Below are 22,956 nucleotides of genomic sequence, written 5' to 3' on the forward strand. Positions count from 1 at the left end.
GAATTCCCATGAAACACATCATTGCCGTTCTGCTGGAAAACGAACCCGGCGCCCTGTCGCGCGTGGTAGGCCTGTTCTCGGCCCGGGGCTACAACATCGAGTCCCTGACCGTGGCCCCGACCGAGGATGCGTCGCTGTCGCGCATGACGATCCAGACCAACGGTTCGGAGGACGTGATCGAGCAGATCACCAAGCACCTCAACCGCCTGATCGAGGTGGTCAAGGTGGTCGACCTGACCGAAGGCGCCTACACCGAGCGCGAGCTCATGCTCGTCAAGGTGCGCGCCGTGGGCAAGGAGCGCGACGAGATGAAGCGCATGGCCGACATCTTCCGTGGTCGCATCATCGACGTGACCGAGAAGAGCTACACCATCGAACTCACCGGCGACCAGGCCAAGAACGATGCCTTCTTGGACGCTATCGACCGCACCGCGATCCTGGAAACCGTGCGCACCGGCCCCAGCGGCATCGGGCGTGGCGAGCGCATCCTGCGCGTCTGACCTTTCTGCATTCTTCAACCCCTGATTCCTTTTTTTACGGAGCAACCCATGAAAGTTTTCTACGACAAAGACTGTGACCTGAGCCTGATCAAGGGCAAGACCGTGGCCATCATCGGCTACGGCTCGCAAGGCCACGCCCACGCCCAGAACCTGAACGACAGCGGCGTCAAGGTCGTGGTCGGTCTGCGCAAGGGCGGCGCGTCCTGGGACAAGGTCGCCAAGGCTGGCCTGACCGTGATGGAAGTCAACGACGCTGTCAAGGCCGCCGATCTGGTCATGATCCTGCTGCCCGACGAAAACATCCCCGAGGTGTACAACAACAACGTCGCCCCGAACATGAAGCAGGGCGCCACCCTGGCCTTCGCCCACGGCTTCAACGTGCACTACAACCAGGTGGTGCCGCGCGCCGACCTGGACGTGATCATGGTTGCGCCCAAGGGCCCGGGCCACACCGTGCGTTCCGAGTACCTCAAGGGCGGCGGTGTGCCGTCGCTGATCGCCGTCTACCAGGACAAGTCCGGCAAGGCCCGTGACCTGGCCCTGTCCTACGCCATGGCCAACGGCGGCGGCAAGGGTGGCATCATCGAGACCAACTTCCGCGAAGAAACCGAAACCGACCTGTTCGGCGAACAAGCCGTGCTGTGCGGTGGTGCCGTGGAGCTGGTCAAGATGGGCTTCGAGACCCTGACCGAAGCCGGCTACGCGCCGGAAATGGCCTACTTCGAGTGCCTGCACGAGCTCAAGCTGATCGTGGACTTGATGTACGAAGGCGGCATCGCCAACATGAACTACTCCATCTCCAACAACGCCGAGTACGGCGAGTACGTGACCGGCACCGAGGTCATCAACGAGAAGTCGCGCGAAGCCATGCGCGCTGCCTTGAAGCGCATCCAGACCGGTGAATACGCCAAGATGTTCATCTTGGAAGGCAAGACCAACTACCCGAGCATGACCGCCCGCCGCCGCCTCAACGCCGAGCACCCGATCGAAGTGGTGGGCGACAAGCTGCGCGCCATGATGCCCTGGATCGCCAAGAACAAGCTGGTCGACCAGACCCGCAACTGATTCTGGCACCGCTGCGCCTGCAGCTGCCCTGTGTGGCAGCGCGCGGGCTGCGTACCGGCATCATCGAAAAGCCGCTCCTTGAGCGGCTTTTTTGCGCCCGGCCGTGGCGTGGCGGGTGGCTGGCGTACACTCAGCGCCCATGATGCAACGCTTTCTGGCCCGCTGAGGCCCACGTCCATGCACGACGGTACCGACCCCTTTGACGACGCAGACACCGATGCCGAAGTGACGCCGCGCAAGCGCCACAAGGGCATCTACGTGCTGCCCAACATGATCACCCTGGCCGCGCTGTTTGGCGGTTTCTATGCCATCGTGATGTCGATGAACGACCGCTACGACCTGGCCACCGCCGCCATCTTCATTGCGATGGTGCTCGACAGCCTGGACGGCCGCGTGGCGCGCATGACCGGCACCCAGAGCGCGTTTGGCGAGCAGATGGATTCGCTGTCGGACATGGTGTCGTTCGGCGCCGCCCCGGCGCTGATCGCCTACGAATGGGGCCTGCGCGACCTGGGCCGCTGGGGCTGGATTGCCGCCTTCGTCTATTGCGCCTGCGCGGCGCTGCGGCTGGCGCGCTTCAACGTCAACACCGGCGTGGTGGACAAACGCTACTTCCAGGGCCTGCCGTCGCCGGCGGCGGCGGCGCTGGTGGCCGGCTTCATCTGGCTGGCGGGCGAGACGGGCTGGAGCGGCAGCGAGCTGATGTGGCCCACCTTTGTGCTGACGCTGTACGCGGGCCTGACCATGGTCACCAATGTGCCGTTCTACAGCTTCAAGGACTTGAGCCTGAAAAAGAGCGTGCCCTTTGCCGCCATTGTGCTGATCGCGCTGGGCATTGCCGTCATCAACATCCACCCGCCCACGGTGCTGTTTGGCCTGTTCGTAGCCTATGGTCTGTCGGGCTACGTGGTGTACGCCATCCGCAAGTCCAAGGGTCGACCCACCAGCGTCATCAGCACCTCCACCGACGAGCCCGACGAGCGCGGCCTGCACGGCGACTGAACGGGGACCGAACGCCCGCGCAAGGCGCAGGCTATGCCGACGATGCAGATTCCCGATCGAAACGCCAAAAGCTTTGTGATACATTGAAGCCCATGCACACCGCCACCGCTTTTTCCCTGCTAGCACTGTTCCGATACGGGCAGTTGGGATAGCGCGCGCGTTTTCCGTACCCACGGCCCGTATGCATCCGCAGCGGGCCGTTTGTTTTGTGGGCGGACGTTGCGGCCCTCTCTTTTAACGTCTTGTACCGCTGGCTTTGTGCCAGCCTCATGGAGTATTCAAATGAGCGACCAATTGATCATTTTTGACACCACCTTGCGCGATGGCGAGCAATCGCCCGGCGCGTCCATGACCCGCGACGAAAAGTTGCGCATTGCGCGCCAGTTGGAGCGGTTGCGCGTGGATGTGATTGAAGCCGGTTTTGCCGCCAGTTCCAACGGCGACTTTGAATCGGTCAAGTCGATTGCCGATGCCATCAAGGATTCCACCGTGTGCTCGCTCTCGCGTGCCAACGAGCGCGACATTGCGCGTTCCGCCGAGGCGCTCAAGGGGGCCAACCGTGCGCGCATCCACACCTTCATTGCCACCAGCCCGTTGCACATGGAGAAAAAGTTGCGCATGAGCCCCGAAGAAGTGCTGGAGCAGGCCAAGCGTTCGGTGCGCTACGCCCGCAACCTGGTGGGCGATATCGAATTCAGCGCCGAGGACGGCTACCGCTCAGAGCTGGACTTTCTGGCCCGCGTGGTGGAAGCGGTGATCAACGAAGGCGCCACCACCATCAACATCCCCGACACGGTGGGGTACGCCATCCCGGAGTTGTACGGCAATTTCATCAAGACCTTGCGCGAGATGGTGCCCAACTCCGACAAGGCGATCTGGTCGGTGCATTGCCACAACGACCTGGGCATGGCGGTGGCCAACTCGTTGGCAGGGGTCAAAATTGGCGGTGCGCGCCAGGTGGAATGCACCATCAACGGCTTGGGCGAGCGCGCGGGCAACTGCTCGCTGGAAGAGGTGGTGATGGCGGTCAAGACGCGCCGCGACTACTTTGGCCTGGATGTCAACATCGACACCACGCAGATCGTGCCCGCCAGCCGCATGGTCAGCCAAACCACGGGTTTTGTGGTGCAGCCCAACAAGGCGGTGGTGGGGGCCAATGCGTTTGCCCACGCTTCTGGCATCCATCAGGATGGTGTGCTCAAGGCGCGCAATACCTACGAAATCATGCGGGCCGAGGACGTGGGCTGGAGCGCCAACAAGATTGTGCTGGGCAAGTTGTCGGGCCGCAACGCGTTCAAACAACGCTTGCAGGATTTGGGCATCGTCATGGAGTCGGAGTCCGACCTCAACACCGCCTTTGCCAAGTTCAAGGAGTTGGCCGACCGCAAGGCGGAAATTTTTGACGAAGACATTCTGGCCTTGGTCAGCGACGAAAGCGTCACACCCGAAAAAGAGCAATACGGTTTGGTGTCGTTGTCGCAGCACAGCGAAACCGGCGAGCGTCCGCACGCCAAGGTGGTGTTCACGGTTGATGGCAAAGAATTCACCGGCGAGGCCGATGGCAATGGCCCGGTGGATGCGTCGCTGAAAGCGATCGAGAGCCACGTTCACAGCGGTGCCGAGTTGCTGCTGTACTCGGTCAACGCCATCACCACCGGCTCCACCGAAAGCCAAGGCGAGGTGACGGTGCGTTTGCAGCACGGTGGTCGCGTGGTCAATGGCGTGGGTGCCGACCCCGACATCGTGGTGGCATCGGCCAAGGCGTACTTGAGTGCGCTCAACAAATTGCACAGCAAAGCCGAGCGCGTGGCCGCGCAAGGTTGATAACGGGCGTGTCAGGGCTGGCACATCGTGTATCAGTGTGCCAGCATTTGCTTTCTATCTTTACAATTCGGGGCTTAAGTGGTTCTTAAGTCGCCATAGAAAGCAAAAAACATGAGTCGTTGGAAACGTTGGACGCAGCCGCTGGCCACGCTGCTGCTGGGTGTGGCGCTGGGTGTGGGTGGTCTGCCGCTGGTGCAGACGGCCTCCGCTGCACCGGCCAAATCCCGGCAGGCAGCGGCCAAGAAGGCTGTGCCCAAGAAAGCCGTGGTTCGCAAGGCCGGTGCCAAGCGCAAGCGGGTGGCGCTGGCGCCGCGGCGCGTGGCCAGTGCCGCTGCCGTGGCCACGGTGGCCACCCAGCTGGGCCTGGGCGCCGAGAGCGATCCGCTCAACCTCAGCTCCAAGGTGGCGCTGGTGCTGGACCAGAAAACCCGCGAGGTGCTGTTCAGCAAGAACGAGCGCGTGCCGCTGCCCATCGCGTCCCTGACCAAGCTGATGACCGGCCTGGTGGTGGTGGACGCCAAGTTGCCGCTGCACGAGGAAATCACCATCACCAGCGACGACATCGACACGCTCAAGAACAGCGGCTCGCGCCTGGTGGTGGGCTCGCGCCTGACGCGAGGCGAGGCGCTGCGGCTGGCGCTGATGTCGAGCGAAAACCGTGCCGCGCACGCGCTGGGGCGCACCTTCCCGGGTGGCTTGCAGCGTTTTGTGCGCCTGATGAACGAGAAGGCCAACCAGTTGGGCATGCGTCACACGCACTACGTGGAGCCGACCGGCCTGTCCAGCGACAACCGCGCCAGCGCACGCGACCTGGCGCTGCTGGTGGCCTCGGCCTACCAGCGCCCGCTGCTGCGCGACTACTCCACCTCGGTGGACTACCAGGTGGACGTGGGCCAGCGCGTGCTGCAGTACCGCAATTCCAACCGCCTGATCGACCGCGCCGACTGGGACATCGGGCTGCAAAAGACCGGCTACATCTCGGAAGCTGGGCGCTGCCTGGTGATGCAGGCCAGCGTGGCCGGGCGCCAGCTGATCATGGTGTTCCTGGATGCTTCCAGCACCGCAGCCCGCTTGGGCGATGCCGAGCGCGTGCGGCGCTGGGTCGAGACCACCTCGCACGCTGCGCGGCGCAGCACCACCCGCAACGGTTGATGGGTACCGGCCCTGGTCACGTGCCGGGCCTGTACCTGTTGCGCCGTGGCGTCAGGCCGGGCCGCCTCCGGGGTAGCCCAGCGTCCGGCTGATGCCCAGGGCGGTGGCCTGCAGCTTGGGCAGCCAGTTGTCGTCCAGCCGGTCGCTGGGTGCGGAGATCGACAGCCCGGCCACCAGTTGGCCCTGATCGTCGTAGATGCCGGCGGCCATGCAGCGCACGCCCATTTCCAGCTCCTCGTCGTCGCGCGCCACGCCCAGCTGGCGGCAGGTCTGCAGTTCGCGCTCCAGCGCGGGCAGCTGGGTGATGCTGTTGCGCGTGCGCCCCATCAGGCCGGTGCGCGCGGCGTAGGCGCGCACGCGCTGCGGGTCGTCGGCGGCCAGAAACAGCTTGCCCACCGACGTCAGGTGCAGCGGGTTGTGGCTGCCAATGGCACGCACCACTTGCATGCCGGTCAATTCGCCTTGGGCACGTTCCACGTACACGATTTCATCGCCTTGTCGGATGCTGAGGTTGACTTGCTGGCGGATCTGGCGGCACAGCTCGCGCATGGGGCCCAGGGCGGCCTCACGCACACCCAGGCGGTCCTTGACCAGGTTGCCCAGCTCCAGCAGCCGCATGCCCAGGCGGTAGTAACCGGCCTCTGGGCGTTCTACAAACCGGCCCAAGGCCAAGTCGTTGAGGATGCGGTGTGCGGTGGACGGGTGTAACCCGGTGTGTTCGCTGATGTCCTTGAGCGATACCGGCTCCGGGTGCGCCGCCAGCACCTCCAGCACGTGAAAGAGGCGTTCGATCACTTGCACGCTGGGGCGGTTGGTTGGGCTGCTGTCGGGGCGTTGGGACATGGCGGGCGGTCTCCTCGTAAACCCTGATTTTACGTGGTGAAATTCACATCAGGCTGACGTGGCAGTCGTGTCCATCGCTCCTGTTGCAGCACTTCGCAGGGCTGGTATTGGGCTTTGTAGTGCATTTTGCGGCTGGCGGCAATCCAGTAACCCAGATACACATGGGGCAGTTGCAGGGTTCGCGCTTGTTCGATTTGCCACAGCACGTTGTAGGTGCCATAGCTGGTGCGCGGGGCGGGGTCGTAAAAGGTGTAGACCGCCGACAGGCCGTCGCGCAGCACGTCGATGAGCGAGACCATCTTCAGCTCGCCGGCGGGCAGGCGGAACTCCACCAGCCGCGAATCGACCCGGCTTTGCAGCAGGAACTCGACGTACTGCTCCAGCTTGTCGTCGTCCATGCCGCCGCCGGGGTGGCGCTGGCGCTGGTAACGCTGGTACAGCGCGTAGTGCTCGGGCGCCAGCCCCAGCGGCAACACGCGCGCCTGCAACGCGCTGTGCTGGGCCCAGGCGCGGCGCTGGCTGCGGTTGGGCTGGAACTGGGCCACGGGCACGCGCAGCGGCAGGCAGGCCTGGCAGTTGTCGCAGTAGGGCCGGTAGGTGAACAAGCCGCTGCGCCTAAAGCCTTGCTGCACCAGCGTGCTGTAGGCGTCGGTGTCGATCTGGTGCGCCGGGGTGGCCACCTGCGAGCGCGCCTGCCGCCCGTCCAGGTAGCTGCAGGGGTACGACGCCGTGGCGTAGAAATGCACGCCGGTGGTGGGGGATTCGGGCAGGGGTTTCATGCGAGGGGGGGAGGGGGTGCCGCAGGCGCGGCTGCGGCCATGGACGTTGCGGGATCCAGCCAGGCTTGCCAGTGTTCGGGTTGCCAGTGCCAGCGGGGGGTGGGTTGCTCGACCAGCGGTGCCACCTGCGCCAGAAACACCGCGCGTGGCACCTCGCGCGCGCCCAGCGAGGCCAGGTGCCGCGTGTTCTGCTGGCAGTCGATCAGCGGCACGCCCCAGGCGCGGCACGCTGCCACCAGCGCCGCCAGCGCGATCTTGGAGGCGTTGCTGCGGTGGCTGAACATGGATTCACCAAACACCATGCGCCCGAGGTTGACGCAGTACAGTCCGCCCACCAGCTCGCCGTTCCACCACGTTTCTACGCTGTGAGCGTGGCCAGCGCGGTGCAGAGCGGTGTAGGCCGCTACCATCTCGGGGACGATCCAGCTGCCGTTCTGGCCCGGGCGGGGCGTGTGCGCGCAGGCGTGGATGACGCGCTCGAACGCGCTGTCGATCCGAATGTGCAGTTGCCCCCGGCGCAGCGCAGTGCGGATTTCCTTGCGCAGCGACGGCTGGAGCTTGAAGTCGTCCACCCGCAGCACCATGCGCGGGTCGGGGCTCCACCACAGGATGGGGTCGTCGTGCCCGAACCACGGGAAGATGCCGTGTGCGTAGGCCTGTACCAGCGTGGGCACATCCAGCGCGCCGCCAGCGGCCAGCAGGCCGGGCACAGGGTCGTGCTCGCCCCAGGCATGGGCCACGGGCGGGAAGGGATCGCCGGGCTCCAGCCACGGCAGGCGGCGTTGCGGGGTGGGGGTGGTCATGCGGGTTTGGATTTGACTTTGGCCGGGGACTTCTTGGCTGGCTGGGCGGCGTAATCGCAACAGTCGGCCACGGCGCATTGGCCGCACTTGGGGCTGCGCGCCTGGCAGATGTAGCGCCCATGCAGGATCAGCCAGTGGTGCGCATCCACCATGTACGCTTTGGGAATGCGTTTGAGCAGCTTGAGTTCCACTTCCAGCGGGGTTTTGCCGGGGGCCAGCCCAGTGCGGTTGCCCAGGCGGAAGATGTGGGTATCGACCGCCATCGTCGGCTCGCCAAAGGCGACGTTGAGCACCACGTTGGCGGTCTTGCGGCCCACGCCTGGCAAGGCTTGCAGTTCGTCGCGTGTGCGCGGCACTTGGCCGCCGTGGCGCTCCAGCAGCAGTTGGCAGGTGTGCAACAAGTGCTTGGCTTTGCTGCGGTACAGGCCGATGGTTTTGATATAACCCTCCAGCCCTTCCTGCCCCAGCGCCAATATGTGCGCGGGCGTGTTGGCCACCGGAAACAGCCGCCGCGTGGCCTTGTTGACGCTGACATCGGTGGCTTGCGCGCTGAGCAGGACCGCCGTCAGCAGCTCGAACACGCTCGTATACTCCAATTCGGTGTTGGGCTGGGGGTTGGCCGCTTGCAGGGTGGCAAAAAACCGCTCAATCTGTTCTTTTTTCATGCCCCGATTTTCACCTATGCATGCATCCGCCGTCCGTTTTGCCGACCGCATTGGCAACGTTGAAACCTCCGCCATTCGCGAACTGTTCAAGCTGCTGGGCAAGCCCGGCATCATCAGCTTTGCGGGTGGTTTCCCGGACGCGGCGTTGTTCGATGTGGAGGGCATCGGGCAAGCCACTCAGCAGGCACTGGCCGAAGCGCCCGGCGCGGCGTTGCAATACGGTGCCACCGAAGGCTACCAGCCTCTGCGTGAGCAACTCGCGGCCTTCATGGCCAGCAAAGGTGCCACCGATGTGACCCCGGAACAGTTGATCGTCACCACCGGCAGCCAGCAGGCGCTGGATTTGCTGGGCAAGACGTTGATCTCGCCCGGCGACAAGGTGATTGTGGAAGGCCCAACGTTCTTGGCCACCATCCAATGTTTCCGCCTCTATGGTGCTGAGTTGATCAGCGCACCGATAGACGGCGATGGTGTGCAAGTGGACCAACTGGAGCAACTGATCGCCGAACACCGGCCCAAGTTTGTGTACCTGATCCCCACGTTTGGCAACCCCAGCGGCGCGTTGTTGAGCTTAGAGCGGCGCAAACGCATTCTGGAACTGGCGGTGAAGTACCAGACGTTGGTGGTGGAGGACGATCCGTACGGTGACCTGTATTTCAACGCACCGCCACCCCCCAGCTTGCTGGCGTTGAGTGCCCAAGTGCCCGGCAGCCGCGATTGTTTGGTGCACTGTGGCAGCTTGAGCAAGGTACTCTCGCCCGGCTTGCGCGTGGGCTGGATGATCGCCCCGCCCGAGTTGCTGGCCAAGGCGGTGATGTGCAAGCAGTTCAGCGACGCGCACACCAGCACGTTTGCCCAAGCCACCGCTGCGTGCTACCTGCAAGCCGGACGCATGCCCGCCACGCTGGACCGTGTGCGCGCCGTGTACGCCGAGCGCGCTCAGGTGATGTGCGATGCCTTGCGCGCCGATCTGGGGGCGGCCATAGAGTTTGTGCAGCCGCAAGGCGGCCTGTTTGTGTGGGCCCGCTTGACGGGCGCGGGCGGCAAGGTGGCCGACGGTAACGCGCTGGCCCAGCGCGCCATTGCCCAAGGTGTGGCCTTTGTGCCGGGTGCGCCGTTTTACTGCGCTGACCCCGATCTGGCCACCCTGCGCTTGAGCTTTGCCACCGTGGGTGTGGACAAAATCCGCGAAGGCGTGGCGCGGCTGGCGGCGGCGCTGTAACGCAACAGGCGGGCAGCACGCATAATCGGGCGGATGAAAAAAACTTTCCCGCTCCACATTGAAGGCAAACACCCCGACCGCGTGCTCGACGCGCTCAAGCACGAGTTGCGCAAGTACCTCAAGCGTGAGCGCAGCCGGGCCATGCCCATAGGCTCGGACTACTGGGCCTTTGATTGCAAGATCGGTGCGTCGGCAGAAACAGCGCAGCCGGTGCATGTGGCCGAACTGTCGGGCGCGGTGGATGCGCTGGCACGCGACGGTGCCGCGCAGGTCTATGCCGAAATTCTGGCCCGCCCCGCCCGGCGCAATTACGAGCCGCGTCCGTCCGGGCCCGAAGCGTCCGACGAATAAGGCGCACCTGTGCCTGATGCGGCATCGGTTTGATGTGCAGCGGCGGCGCGCAATTTGTCCTTCTTGCTGGGACGCTTGCCCTTGATGCCACCGTTGCCCGGTGCGTTGGGGTGGTTGGGTGCCAGCGTGCGCTGTGCCGGGCTGGCGCTGCCACCGTCGGGCGCAGTCGCCGCTGCTGTGCTCTCGCTGGCTTCAAAGCCTGCCACGGTTTCCAGCGGCACGCTCAAGCCTTGGCGCTTTTCAATCAGGTGCCAGTGGGCACGGGTGTCGGGGGTGACGAGGCTGATGGCCAGTCCGCTGGCCCCCGCGCGCCCAGTGCGCCCAATGCGGTGAACGTAATCCACCGCCGAGCGCGGCAAGTCGTAGTTGATCACCACCGGCAATTGCGCAATGTCGATGCCGCGCGAGGCCAAATCGGTGGTGATGAGCACATCCCAGCGTCCAGCCTTGAACTCTTCCAACACCTGTTGGCGTGCGCCTTGGCTCAGGCCACCGTGAAACGCGGTGGCGTAGATGCCGCTGTTGTAGAGCTTGTTGGCCACATGTTCCGCGCTGTATTGGCTGGCCACAAACACCAGCACCTGTTTCCAGCCTTCGGTGCGCAACCAGTGGCGCAGCAGTGGTGTGCGCTGGGCCGTGTCCACCCCCATGGCGCGTTGTTCGATCTGCAAGGCTTCGGCAGGCGCGGTGTCGTCGATCTGCAACCGTACCGGATCGCGCAACAATGCGCTGGCCAGCGCCTGCACGGCGGGCGGGTAGGTGGCCGAAAAAAACAGGCTTTGCCGTTGTGCGGGCAGTTGTTGCAACACCTGTTGCAGTTCGTCCGCAAAACCCAAGTCCAGCAGGCGGTCGGCCTCATCGAGCACCAGATGTTGTACGTCGGTCAGACGCAGTGCGTTGTGTTGCAGCAAGTCCAGCAGTCGCCCCGGCGTGGCCACCACCACATCAGCGCCGCCGCGCAGCGCCATCATCTGCGGGTTGATGGACACGCCACCAAACACCACCGCGATCTTGAGCGCCGCTGCTGGCGGGGCCAGTCGGCGCAGCACCTCACCCACTTGGGCCGCCAGCTCGCGTGTGGGTACCAGCACCAAGGCCCGCACTGGGCGGCGGCCGCGTGCGGGTTGCGGGCGGGCTTGCAACTGTTGCAACAGGGGCAAGGCAAAGGCGGCGGTCTTGCCAGAGCCGGTTTGGGCCTGGGCCAGCACGTCGTGCCCGTGCAGAATGGCCGGGATGGCTTGCGTCTGGATGGGTGTAGGGGCCGCAAAGCCCAGCGCGGCCACGGTTTGCAGCAGCGCAGGAGATAAACCAAGGGTAAAAAAGGGCATGGCGGCAAGTGTATGACGTCCGGATGGGTGGGGCCTTTTATAATCCCCATTTCACACTCCTGCGGGCCCACAGCCCGTTTGCGACTTGACATTTTCCTCGCCACAAGTGGCGAAGATTCCCGCTTCACAGAACCCCGCCCATGCCTCAACGAGACACAGGACTTACAGCTTCTCCACGGGCTGACACCGCCAGCCCGGCGGCCAGTACGTTGCGTGCGGCGTTGATGTCCCGGTCGTGGCTGCTGCCACAGTCGGGGCATGTCCAATGCCGTACATTCAAGGGCATCTTTTGTGCCGTGTACCCGCAGTCGCTGCAACGCTTGGACGACGGGTACCAGCGGTCGATTTTCACGACTTCTCTGCCGTACCACTTGGCCTTGTATTCAAGCTGGCGCACGAATTCGGCCCAGCCAGCATCACCGATGGACTTGGCGAGCTTGCGGTTCTTCTTCATGTTGCCGACGGCCAGCGTCTCAACGGCGACCACTTGGTTTTCGTGGATCAGTCGGGTCGAGAGCTTGTGCGTGAAATCCTTGCGGATGTCGGCAATCTTGGCGTGCAGCTTGGCAACTTTGAGCCGCGCTTTGGTGCGGTTTTTAGAGCCTTTCTTCTTTTTGGCGAGTCGGCGCTGGAGTTTGGCCAGCTTCTTCTCGTGCTTACGGAAAGCGTTGGGTGTGGCAATCTTCTCGCCCGTGGAGAGGATGGCGAAGTGAGTCAGGCCCAAGTCAATGCCAATTTTTTCTGCTACTTCGGGTTTGGCGCAGACTACGTCATCGCACAGCAGGCTGACAAAGTAGCGGCCCGCTGCGTCTTTGCTGACCGTCACCGTGGTGACCTTGGCCGCTGGTGGAATTTTGCGCGACCAGCGGACATCCAACGGTGCGTCCATCTTCGCCAGTTTGAGCACCTGACCATCCCAGCGGAACGCGCTGGCGGTGTATTCCGCCGACTGGTGGCCACCTTTGCGCTTGAACTGCGGGTAACGCCCGCGTTTGGCAAAAAAGTTGCCAAACGCCGTTTGCAAGTGGCGCAGCGCCTGCTGCAACGGCACACAGGACACGTCGTTGAGCCAAGCGTACTCCGGCTGCTTTTTGAGCAACGTCAACGCGGCAGAGGTGTCGTTGTAGCCCATGCGCTCCTGCCGCTGTTCCCACGCTTCCGTGCGCAGGTGCAGCATGTGGTTGTAGACCACGCGCACACAACCGAACGTCTGGGCCAAGAGGGTTTCTTGCTCAGACGTAGGGTAAAACCGAAAGCGGTAGGCACGCTTGATGTCCATGTAGGCAATTTACACGAAAATCACCTCATTCACCCAGAAGATAGCCCAACAGAAATGGAGCGGGTTCAGGGGCTTGCAGTGCAAGCCGCGCTATCCCTCCCCGGCATGAATGTCGGGGTTTCCCGCGTAGATTGATGACCAAATTTGTGTTCGTTACCGGGGGCGTGGTGTCCTCTTTGGGCAAGGGCATCGCTTCCGCCTCGTTGGCTGCGCTGCTCGAATCGCGCGGTCTCAAAGTGACCCTGATCAAGCTTGATCCGTACCTCAATGTCGATCCCGGCACCATGAGCCCGATGCAGCACGGTGAGGTGTTCGTGACCGACGATGGTGCCGAGACCGACCTCGACCTGGGCCACTACGAGCGCTTCATCAACACCCGGATGAAGAAGGCCAACAACTTCACCACCGGGCAAATCTACAAGTCGGTGCTGGAGAAGGAGCGCCGGGGCGACTACCTGGGCAAAACCGTGCAGGTGATTCCGCACGTCACCAACGAGATCCAAGACTTCGTCAAGCGCGGCGCGGGCTACGGCACGCCCGAGGCGGTGGACGTGGCGATTGTTGAAATTGGTGGCACCGTGGGCGATATCGAATCGCTGCCGTTCCTGGAAGCCGTGCGCCAGCTCAGCCTGCGCTTGGGCCCCAACAATTCGGCCTTTGTGCACCTGACCTACGTGCCGTGGATTGCCGCTGCGGGCGAGCTTAAAACCAAGCCGACCCAGCACACGGTGCAAAAGATGCGCGAAATTGGCATCCAGCCCGACGCGCTGCTGTGCCGCGCCGACCGCGTGATCCCCGACGACGAGCGCGACAAAATCAGCCTGTTCACCAACGTGGCGCTGTGGGGCGTGATTTCCATGCCTGACGTGGACACCATCTACCAGGTGCCGCGCGTGCTGCACGAGCAAGGGCTCGATGGCTTGATCTGTGACAAGCTGCGCCTGAACACGCCGCCCGCCAACCTCAAGCGCTGGGACGATTTGGTGTTTGAGACCCGCAATCCCAAGGGGGTGGTCAAGATTGCGATGGTGGGCAAGTACGTCGATCTGTCCGACAGCTACAAGTCGGTCAACGAGGCGCTGCGCCACGCGGGCATGCGCAACCACGTCAAGTCCGACATCACCTACATCGACTCCGAAACCCTCACATCCGCCAACGTGGCCGAAAAACTGGGCCAGTTCGATGCCATTCTGGTGCCCGGTGGCTTTGGCAAGCGCGGCGTGGAAGGCAAGATTGCCGCCGCCTGTTACGCCCGCGAGCACAAGGTGCCCTACCTGGGCATCTGCTTGGGGATGCAAGTGGCGACCATCGAATTTGCGCGCCACATGGCCGGTTTGGAAGGTGCGAACTCCACCGAATTTGATCCGCAGACCCCGTATCCGGTCATCGCCCTGATCGATGAATGGCAAGATGCCGACGGCTCGATCCAGAAGCGCGATGCCAGCTCCGATCTGGGCGGCACCATGCGCTTGGGCGCCCAAAGCTCCGACGTGGCCCCCGGCACGCTGGCGCACCAGATCTACGGCGACGTGGTGACCGAGCGCCACCGCCACCGCTACGAGGCCAACACCCAGTACCTGGACCGCCTGCGCGAGGCCGGGCTGGTGATTTCCGCCCTGACGCAGCGCGAGCACCTGACCGAGATCGTCGAGCTGCCGCAAGACGTACACCCGTGGTTCGTGGGCGTGCAGTTCCACCCCGAGTTCAAGTCCACGCCGTGGGATGGGCACCCGCTGTTCAACGCCTTCGTCAAGGCCGGTCTGGCCCAGCATCAACACAAAGGTCGCAAATGAAGCTGTGTGGCTTTGAGGTCGGATTGGAGCAGCCGTTCTTTTTGATTGCAGGCACGTGCTCCATCGAGGGGCTGGAGATGTCGCTGGATGTGGCAGGCCAGCTCAAAGAGATGTGCGGTGAGTTGGGCATCCCCCTGATCTACAAGGGTTCGTTCGACAAAGCCAACCGTTCTTCTGGCACCAGCCAGCGCGGCGTGGGCCTTGATGCGGGCCTGAAGATTCTGGACGAGGTGCGCCGCCAATTGCACCTACCCATCCTGACCGATGTCCACGATGCGTCCCAGGTCAATCCCGTGGCCAGTGTGGTGGATGTGTTGCAAACGCCGGCTTTTTTGTGCCGTCAGACCGATTTCATCCGCGCCGTGGCGCAGTCGGGCAAACCGGTCAACATCAAAAAAGGCCAGTTCCTTGCGCCGTGGGACATGACCAACGTCATCGACAAGGCCCGCGCCGCCGCGCGCGAAGTGGGCTTGCCCGAAGACAACTTCTTGGCCTGTGAACGCGGCGTCAGTTTCGGCTACAACAACTTGGTGGCCGACATGACCAGTTTGGCCGAAATGCGCAAATCTGGCGCCCCGGTGGTGTTCGATGTGACCCATTCGGTGCAAAAGCCCGGCGGTCTGGGTGCCAGCAGCGGCGGTGCGCGCGACATGGTGCCGGTGCTGGCCCGTGCCGGTGTGGCCGCAGGTGTGGCTGGCCTGTTTATGGAAACCCATCCTCGCCCGGCAGATGCGTGGTCGGATGGCCCGAATGCGGTGCCGTTGCGACACATGAAACCGTTGCTGGAAACATTGTTGGATCTTGACCGCGTGACCAAGCGTCACGGTTTTCTGGAAAATGCTTTCGGCGTTTGAGTCCAAGGTTCTGTTTCGTCCTTTTTTTCATCTCCTCCCAAAGGTAAACACATGAGTGCAATCGTTGATATCGTCGGCCGTGAAGTGCTGGACAGCCGTGGCAACCCCACCGTGGAATGCGATGTGCTGCTGGAAAGCGGCGTGATGGGCCGTGCGGCGGTGCCGTCGGGCGCATCCACCGGCAGCCGCGAAGCCATTGAGCTGCGCGACGGCGACAAGAGCCGTTACTTGGGCAAAGGTGTGCTCAAGGCCGTGGAAAACATCAACACCGAAATCGCTGAAGCCGTGTTGGGCCTGGATGCTGCCGAGCAAGCCTTCCTCGACAAGACCCTGATCGACCTGGACGGCACCGAGAACAAGGGCCGCCTGGGTGCCAACGCCATGCTGGCGGTGTCGATGGCCGTGGCCCGCGCCGCCGCTGAAGAAGCTGGCCTGCCGCTGTACCGCTACTTTGGCGGCAGCACCAGCATGCAAATGCCGGTGCCAATGATGAACGTCATCAACGGCGGTGCGCACGCCAACAACAACCTGGACATCCAGGAATTCATGATCCTGCCCGTGGGCGCACCGTCGTTCCGCGAAGCCATCCGCTGGGGCGCTGAAGTGTTCCACGCGCTCAAGAAAATCATCCACGACAAGGGCATGAGCACCGCCGTGGGCGACGAAGGCGGCTTTGCGCCGTCGGTGGATGGCCACGAAGCCGCCATCCAGTTGATTCTGGAAGCCATCGACAAGGCCGGTTACACCGCTGGCGAACAAATCGCGCTGGGCCTGGACTGCGCCGCTTCCGAGTTCTGCAAGGAAGGCCCAGACGGTTCCAAGTTGTACCATTTGGAAGGCGAAGGTTTGGTGCTGACCGCCCAGCAATGGACAGACATGCTGGCCACCTGGGTCGACAAGTACCCCATCATCAGCATTGAAGACGGCATGCACGAAGGCGACTGGGACGGTTGGGCCCATTTGACCGAGCGCCTGGGCCAGAAGGTGCAGTTGGTGGGCGACGATTTGTTCGTCACCAACACCAAGATTTTGAAGGAAGGCATCCGCAAAGGCATCGCCAACTCCATCCTGATCAAGATCAACCAGATCGGCACCCTGACCGAAACGTTTGAAGCCATCGAAATGGCCAAGCGTGCGGGTTATACCGCCGTCATCAGCCACCGTTCGGGCGAAACCGAAGACAGCACGATTGCCGATATCGCCGTCGGCCTGAACGCGCTGCAAATCAAGACCGGCTCCATGAGCCGTTCCGACCGCATGGCCAAGTACAACCAGCTGCTGCGCATCGAAGAAGATCTGGGCGACGTGGCCAAGTACCCGGGCCGTGACGCTTTCTACAACCTGCGTTGAACGCCCCCGACTGACGCCGCCCCATGAACGCCCGCCTGGCCACCCTGATGCTGGTGTTGTTGCTGCTGGTGCTGCAAGGCCAGCTGTGGTTTGGGCGCGGTAATGTGGCGCAGGTGGCGCAGCTGCGCGAGGAGCTGTCGTTGCAGACCCAGGCCAATGAGCAGGCGCGCCAGCACAACGAGCAGCTGGTGAGCGAGGTGCGCGACCTGCAGGAAGGCCTGGCCATTGTGGAAGAAATGGCGCGCTACGAGTTGGGCATGGTCAAGCCCAACGAGATCTTTGTGCAACTGGCCCAGCCCGCACCTTGAACCGTGCGGTGCTGTTGCTGGGCGCACCCTGCACCCAGCCTGAACGCTGGGCGCGTCGGTGGGGTGTTGCCCACGCCAGTACCACATCGGAAGTGCTGCGCTGGTGGCAACAAGCCCGAGTTCAGCGGTTAACCCGTTATTGCGTGGAGGCCAGTGCCGCGTTCAATGTTGGCCGTGTGCTGCTGCTGGCCCCCGATCCCGGCTTGCCCTTGTCCCCCAGCGACGAAGCCGCTGACAGCGCTTTGCGGGCCGTTGTGCAAAGTCTGGGTTTGCCATTGCAGGTGTTGTACCCCAGTGGTACGCAGGGTTGGGCACCGGCCTTGCGACAGGCACTGGTGGCCGATGCTGCCCACCACAACATAGCACCGTCCAACACACCAACTTGGCACCGTATGGGGTGCGAGGATTGCAGCGACCCGGTGTGCGAACGCCGCCTGTTCCAAGATTTGTTGGCCCAGCGCGGAGCGCGTTGAGCCGGTTTCCTTCTGTCAGTGTGTGTGCGCGGGTGTGGGCGGTTGTTGGGCGGCTTGCACAAACAGTTGCGCCGCATCCACTGGGTCAAAACGGTATTGCGCGCCACAGAAGTCGCAGCCGACCTCCACTTGGCCTTGTTCCGCGATGATGGATTCGACCTCGGCCACGCCCAAGCTGTGCAGCATCTGCCCGACCCGTTCGCGTGAGCAGGAGCATGCAAACTGGGGTGTGTAGATGCCTTCGTGCGGCACAAAACGCAGCAGGTTCTCTTCCCAAAACAGCCGGTGCAGGATGGTGTCGGCATCCAGCGTCAGCAGCTCGTCGCGCGTCAGGCTGGCGGCCAGGGTGGCAATGCGGTGGTAGTCCTCGTTCTGGCCGATCTCGTCCTCGTGCGCGGTGGTGGCGGCGGTGCCCGAGAGGTTGGCCTCGCCCGTGGCAGGCAGGCGCTGGATCAGCAGCCCGGCGGCGGTGTGCTCGTTGGCCGCCAGTATCAGTTTGGTGTCGAGCTGTTCGCTTTGCAGCATGTAGTGCTCCAGCACGTCGCTCAGGCGCTCCAGCTTGTGGCGTTGGTCGTCGTACAGCGGCACCACACCTTGGTAAGGTTGCTGGCCCGGCAGGCGGTCTTTGGGGTCGAGCGTGATGGCACAACGCCCGTGGTTGTTGACGTTGACCATGTGGCTCAAGGGTGCGTCGGCGGCCACTTCGCCGGTCACGGTGGCGGTGCTGCGAAAGCTGAAATTGGGTTGCACTTCGGTTACTGCCAGCTTGACCGGGCCGTCGCCCATGATTTGCAGCACCAGCGCGCCGTTGAACTTGATGTTGCCTTGCATCAGCACGGCGGCGGCGGACATCTCACCCAGCAGCTCGGTCACGGCAGCGGGGTAGCCCCCGGCTTGGTCGCGGCGGCGCAGCATTTCCTGCCAGCTGTCGGTCAGGCGCACCAACATACCGCGCACGGGCACGCCATCGAACAAAAATTTATGCAATTCGGACACAGAGATTCCTTGAAAGAATGGCGCAGGTGGGCCTCAGTCCACTTTTTTCAAGCCCGCTTGGAAGCGTTGGGCGTTGGCGATGTAGTGTTGCGCGCTGCGGCGCAGGCCGTCGATCTGTTCGGGCGTGAGCTGGCGCACCACTTTGGCCGGGCTGCCCAAAATCATGGAGCCATCGGGGAATTCTTTGCCTTCAGTGACCAGTGAACCCGCACCGACGAGGCAATGCTTGCCAATCCTGGCCCCGTTGAGCACCACCGCCCCAATGCCGATCAGCGATTCATCGCCCACGGTACAGCCGTGCAGCACCACTTGGTGCCCCACGGTCACACGCTCGCCCACGCTGAGCGGAAAGCCAGTGTCGGAGTGCAGCACGCTGCCGTCTTGGATGTTGCTCCCCGCTCCGATGGTCATGGGTTCGTTGTCGGCACGTATCACGGTGTTGAACCACACGCTGCTGCCTTCGCCCAGCGTGACACGGCCAACGACTTGGGCGCTGTCGGCCACAAAAGCCGTGGGGTGAACTTGTGGGGTGTGTTCGTCAAGCTGGTAGATGGTCATGCCTACAATTCTACGGATGGAACTTCGTCAGCACGCATTGGCCGCCTTGTGTTGCGCCGATACCACCGAAAAAATTCAACACGTACAGCGCGTGGCGGCACAGTTGGCCGAGTTGCCGCTGGACATCGACCGCGTATTCCAGTTGGCCGACGTGCAGCCACCGCCCATGGTGTGGCCGGGGCGGCCCCAGCGTCCACATCTGATTGCGCCCGCGCAAGTGTCCACGCGCTCGCCGTTCACGCTGGAGGGGCGGGCGGCGCTGATCCACGCCATTTGCCACATCGAATTCAATGCGATCAATCTGGCGCTGGACGCGGTGTGGCGCTTTGTGGGCATGCCACGTGACTTTTACCTGAACTGGTGGCAAGTGGCGGTGGAGGAAGCCTACCACTTTGGTCTGTTGCGCGACCACCTGCGCACCATGCCGCACCCCCAGCCCGGTGCCACGTGGGACTATGGCGACTTTGATGCCCACGACGGCCTGTGGGCCATGTGCGAAAAAACCGCCCACGACATCACCGCTCGCATGGCGTTGGTGCCGCGCACGCTGGAAGCCCGTGGGCTGGATGCCACGCCCATCATCCAAGCCAAGTTGCGCAAGGTCAACACCCCCGACGCGCTGCAAGCGGTGGCGTTGCTGGACATCATTTTGCGCGACGAGGTGGGCCACGTGGCCATCGGCAACCACTGGTACCGCTGGCTGTGCGAACGCGATGGCATTGACCCCGTGGCGCACTACGGCACGCTGGCTCGTCAGTACGACGCACCGCGCCTCAAGCCCCCGTTCAACGACGCGGCTCGCCGCAAGGCGGGTTTTAGCCAGCAGGAGCTGGACTACTTGCTGGGGGCTTGAGCGACTTCGGCCAGCAGTTGCCCCAGCTTCTGGCCGTTGATTTTGGTGCGGTATTGCACCGGCACGCCTTGGCTTTGCAGTGCTTCAAAAAACCGTTTGGCGCTGTCGATTTTTTGGCGTTCTTGTTCCGGGATTTGCAGTTCGCTGTCGTAGCCTTTGGTCTCCACCACGAGGTACAGCGCCTGTGCTTGGCCGTTGTGTTGCACGCAGTAGGCAAAGTCGGGGTTGTAATTTCCCACAGGGGTGGGAATATTGACTTTGGGCAGTTTGGCAAACACCGTGATCTGGTCTTGGTTGGATTCGTCCACCGTGTCGCGTTCAATTTGGCTGTCCACCGGCATCACGGGTTCTGCGTAGAGCGACCGGGCGGCAACGCCGCTGTGTGTGATGTCGTGGCTTTCTGCACCGCACAAGCTGGCCGGCAGGGTGGCCAGCAGTGCGCCGGTGGTGTCGGTCAGTTTGGTTTTGACGTGTATCTCGCGCAATTCGTAGCTGACTTTTTGCACCATCAGCTCATGCGCGGTGTGCGATACCAGTTCGGCCAGCGTGGTCAAGGCGCGTTGTTCGTTGTGCCGTATCTGGGCAAATTTGTCGGCGGGCATCTGTTGCAAGATGTGCGCGATGGTTTGCCGCGACAGCCCGGTGCGGTGGGTCAATTCGCGCACAAATTCGGCCAAGGTGTAGGCGGTGTGTGAGCGCACCGCGTAGGGGGCCGATGTGCTTTCTTGTGCTTGTGGGGCAAACTGCACGTCGGTGGTGCGCGTGACGTGGACGGACAGGGGTGGCACATGGAACGACCGCTCAATGCGCTCCAGCACCTTGCCCACCAGCGTGGGCGTGTCCACATCGTAGTGCAGCACCGTTTGGCGGTTGAGCTGCGCCCACAGCGCCTTGAAGTGTTGGAACTGCGTGGGGTTCACCGTCAAGGTGGCGGGTGGTTTGCCCGACTTGGCTTTGACTTGGCTGGAGCCTTCGTAATAGGCATCCAAGTAGGCAATGAGGCGCTGCACGCTGACGGCGGGCAGGTTGGGCACGTGGTGCAGGGCCGCTTCCAGCACAGGGCGTTTGCTTTGGTATTCGTGCTTGGGCAGTGTCAAGGTGGCGCTGCCTTGCAGCATGTCCACACTGGCAAAGCCGTGGGCCGACAAGGTTTGCAACAGGGCTACCGTGACAAATGGGTTGTTGGAAATGCCGTTGGTCAGCAGCGTTTCTTGCGTCAGGGTGCGGCCAACTTGCTGGACGCTGTGTGCCGCAATTTCGTTTTGAATGGCGGCCACAAAATCGCCTTCGCTGGCGGGCACCACCACGGTCAGGTCGTTGATGGTGTCGAATTCGGCATCGTCGGGCGCAATGCGTTGCAACTGCTGATCGACCGCCAGCCGCAGGCCCCGGCCAATTTGTTGCAGTTTGGTGATTTTGCTGTTGCTGGGGGCCAGTTTGCACAGCGTGAACACGTTGGGGTTGTCCCAGCCTTCCTGCAACGCCCACATGGAGAAGATGAAGCGCAAATCGGTGTCGAACGACAGCAGTTTTTCTTTTTCCTGCAAGATGAGGCGAATGGCTTCTTCCTCGCCTTTTTCGCTGTGCGAGCGGGCAAAGTAGCCTTTGTGGACGCGGCTGACATCGTGCGCGGAGCGCATCAGGTAAGCGCGGTAGCCGGGGTCGAGGTCGTTGCGGGCCAGTGTGTGTGCCAGCGCGTCGCGGTAGTGCCGCTCAAACGCCTCGCGCACAGCGGCGGGTTGCTGGCCTTCGGGCAGGTATTTGGCCACCGAGTCGATAAAAAACAGGCTCAACGATTTGATGCCACGTTTGAACAGGGCTTCTTCGCGTTCAAAGTGGTTGGCCACGCTGCGCTGGATGATGATGGATTGCAGCTCGTGCGCCAAAACACCGTAGCTGCTGGCTTCGCCCAGCGGCAGGGCAAAGCCGTTGGTGAACACCAGTTCTTTGGTGCTGATGGTTTCCACCACGTGGCCGTTCAAAAAGTCCAGCCCGGTTTTTTGGCCCAGGTTGTCTTTTTTGTGCAGTGCAATGGCCCCGGTTTTGCCCGAGGGGTATTGCAACGTCACGTGGGCGGTGCGGTCGGCGGCGGTGCCGCTGACGCTGGTCAGGCACAGGGTTTGCATGCCGCTGGAGTGGGTGCCCACGGTATCGACCGTGATGCCTTTGACCAGCCGTTGTCTGAACGCGGCAAGACTGTCCAGCGTGTACAGCAGGTTGCAATAGCTGTCGTTTTTGAAGGTGGCCCCAAAGCGGATGGTCAGCAGCGGGTTGAAGCGGGCGAGGTGTTCTTGGGTTTGCTTGCCCTCGAAGCGGTGCGGCTCGTCGATGATGAGCACGGGCCGGATGGCGGCCAGTGCCTCCATGTAGCTTTTGGCGTGGCCAAACAGGTTGGCTTCTACGCCGCGCTTGTGGATGGTGTTTTTGTCGCGGTTGAACGATTGGAACGTGGCCACCAGCACCGAAATGCCCCGGTTGGCCGCGTGGATGAAGCCCGCCACGGTTTTGTCGGAATAGTTGACGACGTGGATGTGCTGGTTGTTGTATTCCTTGGCAAAAAACGCGGCGGTGGTTTGTAGGCTCTTGAGCGTGCCTTGCCGGATGGCGTTGCTGGGCACCAGCACAATGAATTTGGACAGCCCGTATTCCTGATGCAGGCGGTGTATGGTTTCGATGAAGGTGAAGGTTTTGCCCGTGCCGGTTTCCATCAACACGTCCAGGTTGAGCGCGGGCGTGGCGGTGGAGGCCACGGCCACCGGGCCGGTGTTGACCTGGTTGCGGGCGCGGATGCGTTCAATGTTGGCCTGCAAGGTTTTGTGTTCGGCGTGTGGCAGGTACACCGGGTTGGCCTGCATGTTGCCGGGGGCGGCAAAGTGGACGTTGGCCAACACATCGGCAATGCTTTGCACCGCCTGCGCTTGGTGCGCCAGACGCACGTACTGGAATTGGGCAGACATG

General features: G+C 62.8%; 22 protein-coding genes. 13 read left to right on the forward strand and 9 right to left on the reverse strand.

Translation table 11 applies throughout. From position 1 onward, the window contains the following. Window positions 1-8 precede the first annotated feature (8 nt). From ilvN to CON76_RS02170, 5 genes are all read left to right on the forward strand, one after another. Entirely contained in the window at window positions 9-500 is a 492-nt protein-coding gene (ilvN, locus tag CON76_RS02150) for an acetolactate synthase small subunit (RefSeq protein ID WP_101101635.1), read from the forward strand. A 48-nt stretch (window positions 501-548) separates the two neighbouring features. Beyond that, entirely contained in the window at window positions 549-1,565 is a 1,017-nt protein-coding gene (gene ilvC, locus CON76_RS02155) for a ketol-acid reductoisomerase (RefSeq protein ID WP_101101637.1), read from the forward strand. Between the two features lie 177 nt (window positions 1,566-1,742). Next, window positions 1,743-2,567: a CDP-diacylglycerol--serine O-phosphatidyltransferase gene (gene pssA, locus CON76_RS02160; protein ID WP_101101639.1), complete on the forward strand. Its 825-nt coding sequence runs from the start codon at window positions 1,743-1,745 to the stop codon at window positions 2,565-2,567. 282 nt (window positions 2,568-2,849) lie between these two features. Next, window positions 2,850-4,391, forward strand: a complete 1,542-nt coding sequence (locus CON76_RS02165) for a 2-isopropylmalate synthase (protein ID WP_101101641.1) — start codon at window positions 2,850-2,852, stop codon at window positions 4,389-4,391. Between the two features lie 111 nt (window positions 4,392-4,502). Further along, the gene (locus CON76_RS02170) at window positions 4,503-5,543 is read left to right on the forward strand and encodes a serine hydrolase (protein ID WP_101101643.1); all 1,041 of its coding nucleotides are present in this window, start codon (window positions 4,503-4,505) and stop codon (window positions 5,541-5,543) included. A 51-nt stretch (window positions 5,544-5,594) separates the two neighbouring features. Here the strand turns inward: CON76_RS02170 and CON76_RS02175 are convergent, their stop codons facing one another. The 4 genes from CON76_RS02175 to nth are packed head-to-tail and all read right to left on the reverse strand — an operon-like array spanning window position 5,595 to window position 8,633. Further along, window positions 5,595-6,386 (reverse strand): IclR family transcriptional regulator, encoded by a 792-nt coding sequence (locus CON76_RS02175; protein ID WP_101101645.1) that lies wholly within the window; start codon window positions 6,384-6,386, stop codon window positions 5,595-5,597. Between the two features lie 29 nt (window positions 6,387-6,415). Next, entirely contained in the window at window positions 6,416-7,165 is a 750-nt protein-coding gene (locus CON76_RS02180) for an arginyltransferase (RefSeq protein WP_101101647.1), read from the reverse strand. Next, entirely contained in the window at window positions 7,162-7,968 is an 807-nt protein-coding gene (aat, locus tag CON76_RS02185) for a leucyl/phenylalanyl-tRNA--protein transferase (protein ID WP_101101649.1), read from the reverse strand. The genes CON76_RS02180 and aat overlap by 4 nt, the downstream gene beginning before the upstream one ends. Further along, entirely contained in the window at window positions 7,965-8,633 is a 669-nt protein-coding gene (nth, locus tag CON76_RS02190) for an endonuclease III (protein WP_101101651.1), read from the reverse strand. Before nth ends, aat begins: the two co-directional genes overlap by 4 nt. Window positions 8,634-8,649: 16 nt before the next feature. Between nth and CON76_RS02195 the strand changes: the two genes are divergently transcribed. Both CON76_RS02195 and CON76_RS02200 read left to right on the forward strand, forming a co-directional pair. After that, the gene (locus CON76_RS02195; protein ID WP_101101653.1) at window positions 8,650-9,855 is read left to right on the forward strand and encodes an aminotransferase-like domain-containing protein; all 1,206 of its coding nucleotides are present in this window, start codon (window positions 8,650-8,652) and stop codon (window positions 9,853-9,855) included. 33 nt (window positions 9,856-9,888) lie between these two features. Next, window positions 9,889-10,206 (forward strand): DUF6172 family protein, encoded by a 318-nt coding sequence (locus CON76_RS02200; RefSeq protein WP_101101655.1) that lies wholly within the window; start codon window positions 9,889-9,891, stop codon window positions 10,204-10,206. On the opposite strand, the gene CON76_RS02205 is transcribed toward CON76_RS02200, so the two are convergent. Continuing rightward, window positions 10,164-11,534 (reverse strand): DEAD/DEAH box helicase, encoded by a 1,371-nt coding sequence (locus tag CON76_RS02205; RefSeq protein ID WP_101101657.1) that lies wholly within the window; start codon window positions 11,532-11,534, stop codon window positions 10,164-10,166. The genes CON76_RS02200 and CON76_RS02205 overlap by 43 nt on opposite strands. Window positions 11,535-11,679: 145 nt before the next feature. Continuing rightward, window positions 11,680-12,813 (reverse strand): IS200/IS605 family element RNA-guided endonuclease TnpB, encoded by a 1,134-nt coding sequence (tnpB, locus tag CON76_RS02210; RefSeq protein ID WP_101101659.1) that lies wholly within the window; start codon window positions 12,811-12,813, stop codon window positions 11,680-11,682. A gap of 134 nt (window positions 12,814-12,947) precedes the next feature. Between tnpB and CON76_RS02215 the strand changes: the two genes are divergently transcribed. The 5 genes from CON76_RS02215 to CON76_RS02235 are packed head-to-tail and all read left to right on the forward strand — an operon-like array spanning window position 12,948 to window position 17,591. Beyond that, on the forward strand, window positions 12,948-14,606 hold the full coding sequence (locus CON76_RS02215; protein ID WP_101101661.1) for a CTP synthase: 1,659 nt from the start codon (window positions 12,948-12,950) through the stop codon (window positions 14,604-14,606). Beyond that, window positions 14,603-15,460 (forward strand): 3-deoxy-8-phosphooctulonate synthase, encoded by an 858-nt coding sequence (gene kdsA, locus CON76_RS02220; protein ID WP_101101663.1) that lies wholly within the window; start codon window positions 14,603-14,605, stop codon window positions 15,458-15,460. The genes CON76_RS02215 and kdsA overlap by 4 nt, the downstream gene beginning before the upstream one ends. Before the next feature lie 51 nt (window positions 15,461-15,511). Continuing rightward, on the forward strand, window positions 15,512-16,810 hold the full coding sequence (gene eno, locus CON76_RS02225) for a phosphopyruvate hydratase (RefSeq protein ID WP_101101665.1): 1,299 nt from the start codon (window positions 15,512-15,514) through the stop codon (window positions 16,808-16,810). 23 nt (window positions 16,811-16,833) lie between these two features. Next, complete coding sequence (gene ftsB / locus CON76_RS02230) at window positions 16,834-17,118, forward strand: cell division protein FtsB (protein WP_101101667.1); 285 nt, start codon at window positions 16,834-16,836, stop codon at window positions 17,116-17,118. After that, window positions 17,115-17,591 (forward strand): hypothetical protein, encoded by a 477-nt coding sequence (locus tag CON76_RS02235; protein WP_145995306.1) that lies wholly within the window; start codon window positions 17,115-17,117, stop codon window positions 17,589-17,591. Before ftsB ends, CON76_RS02235 begins: the two co-directional genes overlap by 4 nt. Window positions 17,592-17,606: 15 nt before the next feature. Here the strand turns inward: CON76_RS02235 and hslO are convergent, their stop codons facing one another. Together hslO and CON76_RS02245 are read right to left on the reverse strand one after the other, a co-directional pair. Beyond that, entirely contained in the window at window positions 17,607-18,587 is a 981-nt protein-coding gene (hslO, locus tag CON76_RS02240; RefSeq protein ID WP_101101671.1) for an Hsp33 family molecular chaperone HslO, read from the reverse strand. 33 nt (window positions 18,588-18,620) lie between these two features. After that, window positions 18,621-19,145, reverse strand: coding sequence for a gamma carbonic anhydrase family protein (locus CON76_RS02245; protein ID WP_101101673.1), 525 nt, complete (start codon window positions 19,143-19,145; stop codon window positions 18,621-18,623). A gap of 16 nt (window positions 19,146-19,161) precedes the next feature. Between CON76_RS02245 and CON76_RS02250 the strand changes: the two genes are divergently transcribed. Continuing rightward, window positions 19,162-19,998, forward strand: a complete 837-nt coding sequence (locus CON76_RS02250) for a ferritin-like domain-containing protein (RefSeq protein WP_101101675.1) — start codon at window positions 19,162-19,164, stop codon at window positions 19,996-19,998. On the opposite strand, the gene CON76_RS02255 is transcribed toward CON76_RS02250, so the two are convergent. Further along, the gene (locus tag CON76_RS02255) at window positions 19,980-22,955 is read right to left on the reverse strand and encodes a restriction endonuclease (protein WP_169928961.1); all 2,976 of its coding nucleotides are present in this window, start codon (window positions 22,953-22,955) and stop codon (window positions 19,980-19,982) included. The genes CON76_RS02250 and CON76_RS02255 overlap by 19 nt on opposite strands. Window position 22,956: the final 1 nt, after the last annotated feature.

The sequence above is a fragment of the Macromonas bipunctata genome, from assembly GCF_002837135.1.
Classification (GTDB): Bacteria; Pseudomonadota; Gammaproteobacteria; order Burkholderiales; family Burkholderiaceae_C; genus Macromonas_A; species Macromonas_A bipunctata.

What these genes read in the sequence shown, in the direction of transcription:
- ilvN (WP_101101635.1), top strand. Translation starts at nt 9, where the DNA reads ATGAAACACATCATTGCCGTTCTGCTGGAAAACGAACCCGGCGCCCTG.
- ilvC (WP_101101637.1), top strand. Translation starts at nt 549, where the DNA reads ATGAAAGTTTTCTACGACAAAGACTGTGACCTGAGCCTGATCAAGGGC.
- pssA (WP_101101639.1), top strand. Translation starts at nt 1,743, where the DNA reads ATGCACGACGGTACCGACCCCTTTGACGACGCAGACACCGATGCCGAA.
- CON76_RS02165 (WP_101101641.1), top strand. Translation starts at nt 2,850, where the DNA reads ATGAGCGACCAATTGATCATTTTTGACACCACCTTGCGCGATGGCGAG.
- CON76_RS02170 (WP_101101643.1), top strand. Translation starts at nt 4,503, where the DNA reads ATGAGTCGTTGGAAACGTTGGACGCAGCCGCTGGCCACGCTGCTGCTG.
- CON76_RS02175 (WP_101101645.1), bottom strand. Translation starts at nt 6,386, where the DNA reads ATGTCCCAACGCCCCGACAGCAGCCCAACCAACCGCCCCAGCGTGCAA.
- CON76_RS02180 (WP_101101647.1), bottom strand. Translation starts at nt 7,165, where the DNA reads ATGAAACCCCTGCCCGAATCCCCCACCACCGGCGTGCATTTCTACGCC.
- aat (WP_101101649.1), bottom strand. Translation starts at nt 7,968, where the DNA reads ATGACCACCCCCACCCCGCAACGCCGCCTGCCGTGGCTGGAGCCCGGC.
- nth (WP_101101651.1), bottom strand. Translation starts at nt 8,633, where the DNA reads ATGAAAAAAGAACAGATTGAGCGGTTTTTTGCCACCCTGCAAGCGGCC.
- CON76_RS02195 (WP_101101653.1), top strand. Translation starts at nt 8,650, where the DNA reads ATGCATGCATCCGCCGTCCGTTTTGCCGACCGCATTGGCAACGTTGAA.
- CON76_RS02200 (WP_101101655.1), top strand. Translation starts at nt 9,889, where the DNA reads ATGAAAAAAACTTTCCCGCTCCACATTGAAGGCAAACACCCCGACCGC.
- CON76_RS02205 (WP_101101657.1), bottom strand. Translation starts at nt 11,534, where the DNA reads ATGCCCTTTTTTACCCTTGGTTTATCTCCTGCGCTGCTGCAAACCGTG.
- tnpB (WP_101101659.1), bottom strand. Translation starts at nt 12,813, where the DNA reads ATGGACATCAAGCGTGCCTACCGCTTTCGGTTTTACCCTACGTCTGAG.
- CON76_RS02215 (WP_101101661.1), top strand. Translation starts at nt 12,948, where the DNA reads ATGACCAAATTTGTGTTCGTTACCGGGGGCGTGGTGTCCTCTTTGGGC.
- kdsA (WP_101101663.1), top strand. Translation starts at nt 14,603, where the DNA reads ATGAAGCTGTGTGGCTTTGAGGTCGGATTGGAGCAGCCGTTCTTTTTG.
- eno (WP_101101665.1), top strand. Translation starts at nt 15,512, where the DNA reads ATGAGTGCAATCGTTGATATCGTCGGCCGTGAAGTGCTGGACAGCCGT.
- ftsB (WP_101101667.1), top strand. Translation starts at nt 16,834, where the DNA reads ATGAACGCCCGCCTGGCCACCCTGATGCTGGTGTTGTTGCTGCTGGTG.
- CON76_RS02245 (WP_101101673.1), bottom strand. Translation starts at nt 19,145, where the DNA reads ATGACCATCTACCAGCTTGACGAACACACCCCACAAGTTCACCCCACG.
- CON76_RS02250 (WP_101101675.1), top strand. Translation starts at nt 19,162, where the DNA reads ATGGAACTTCGTCAGCACGCATTGGCCGCCTTGTGTTGCGCCGATACC.
- CON76_RS02255 (WP_169928961.1), bottom strand. Translation starts at nt 22,955, where the DNA reads ATGTCTGCCCAATTCCAGTACGTGCGTCTGGCGCACCAAGCGCAGGCG.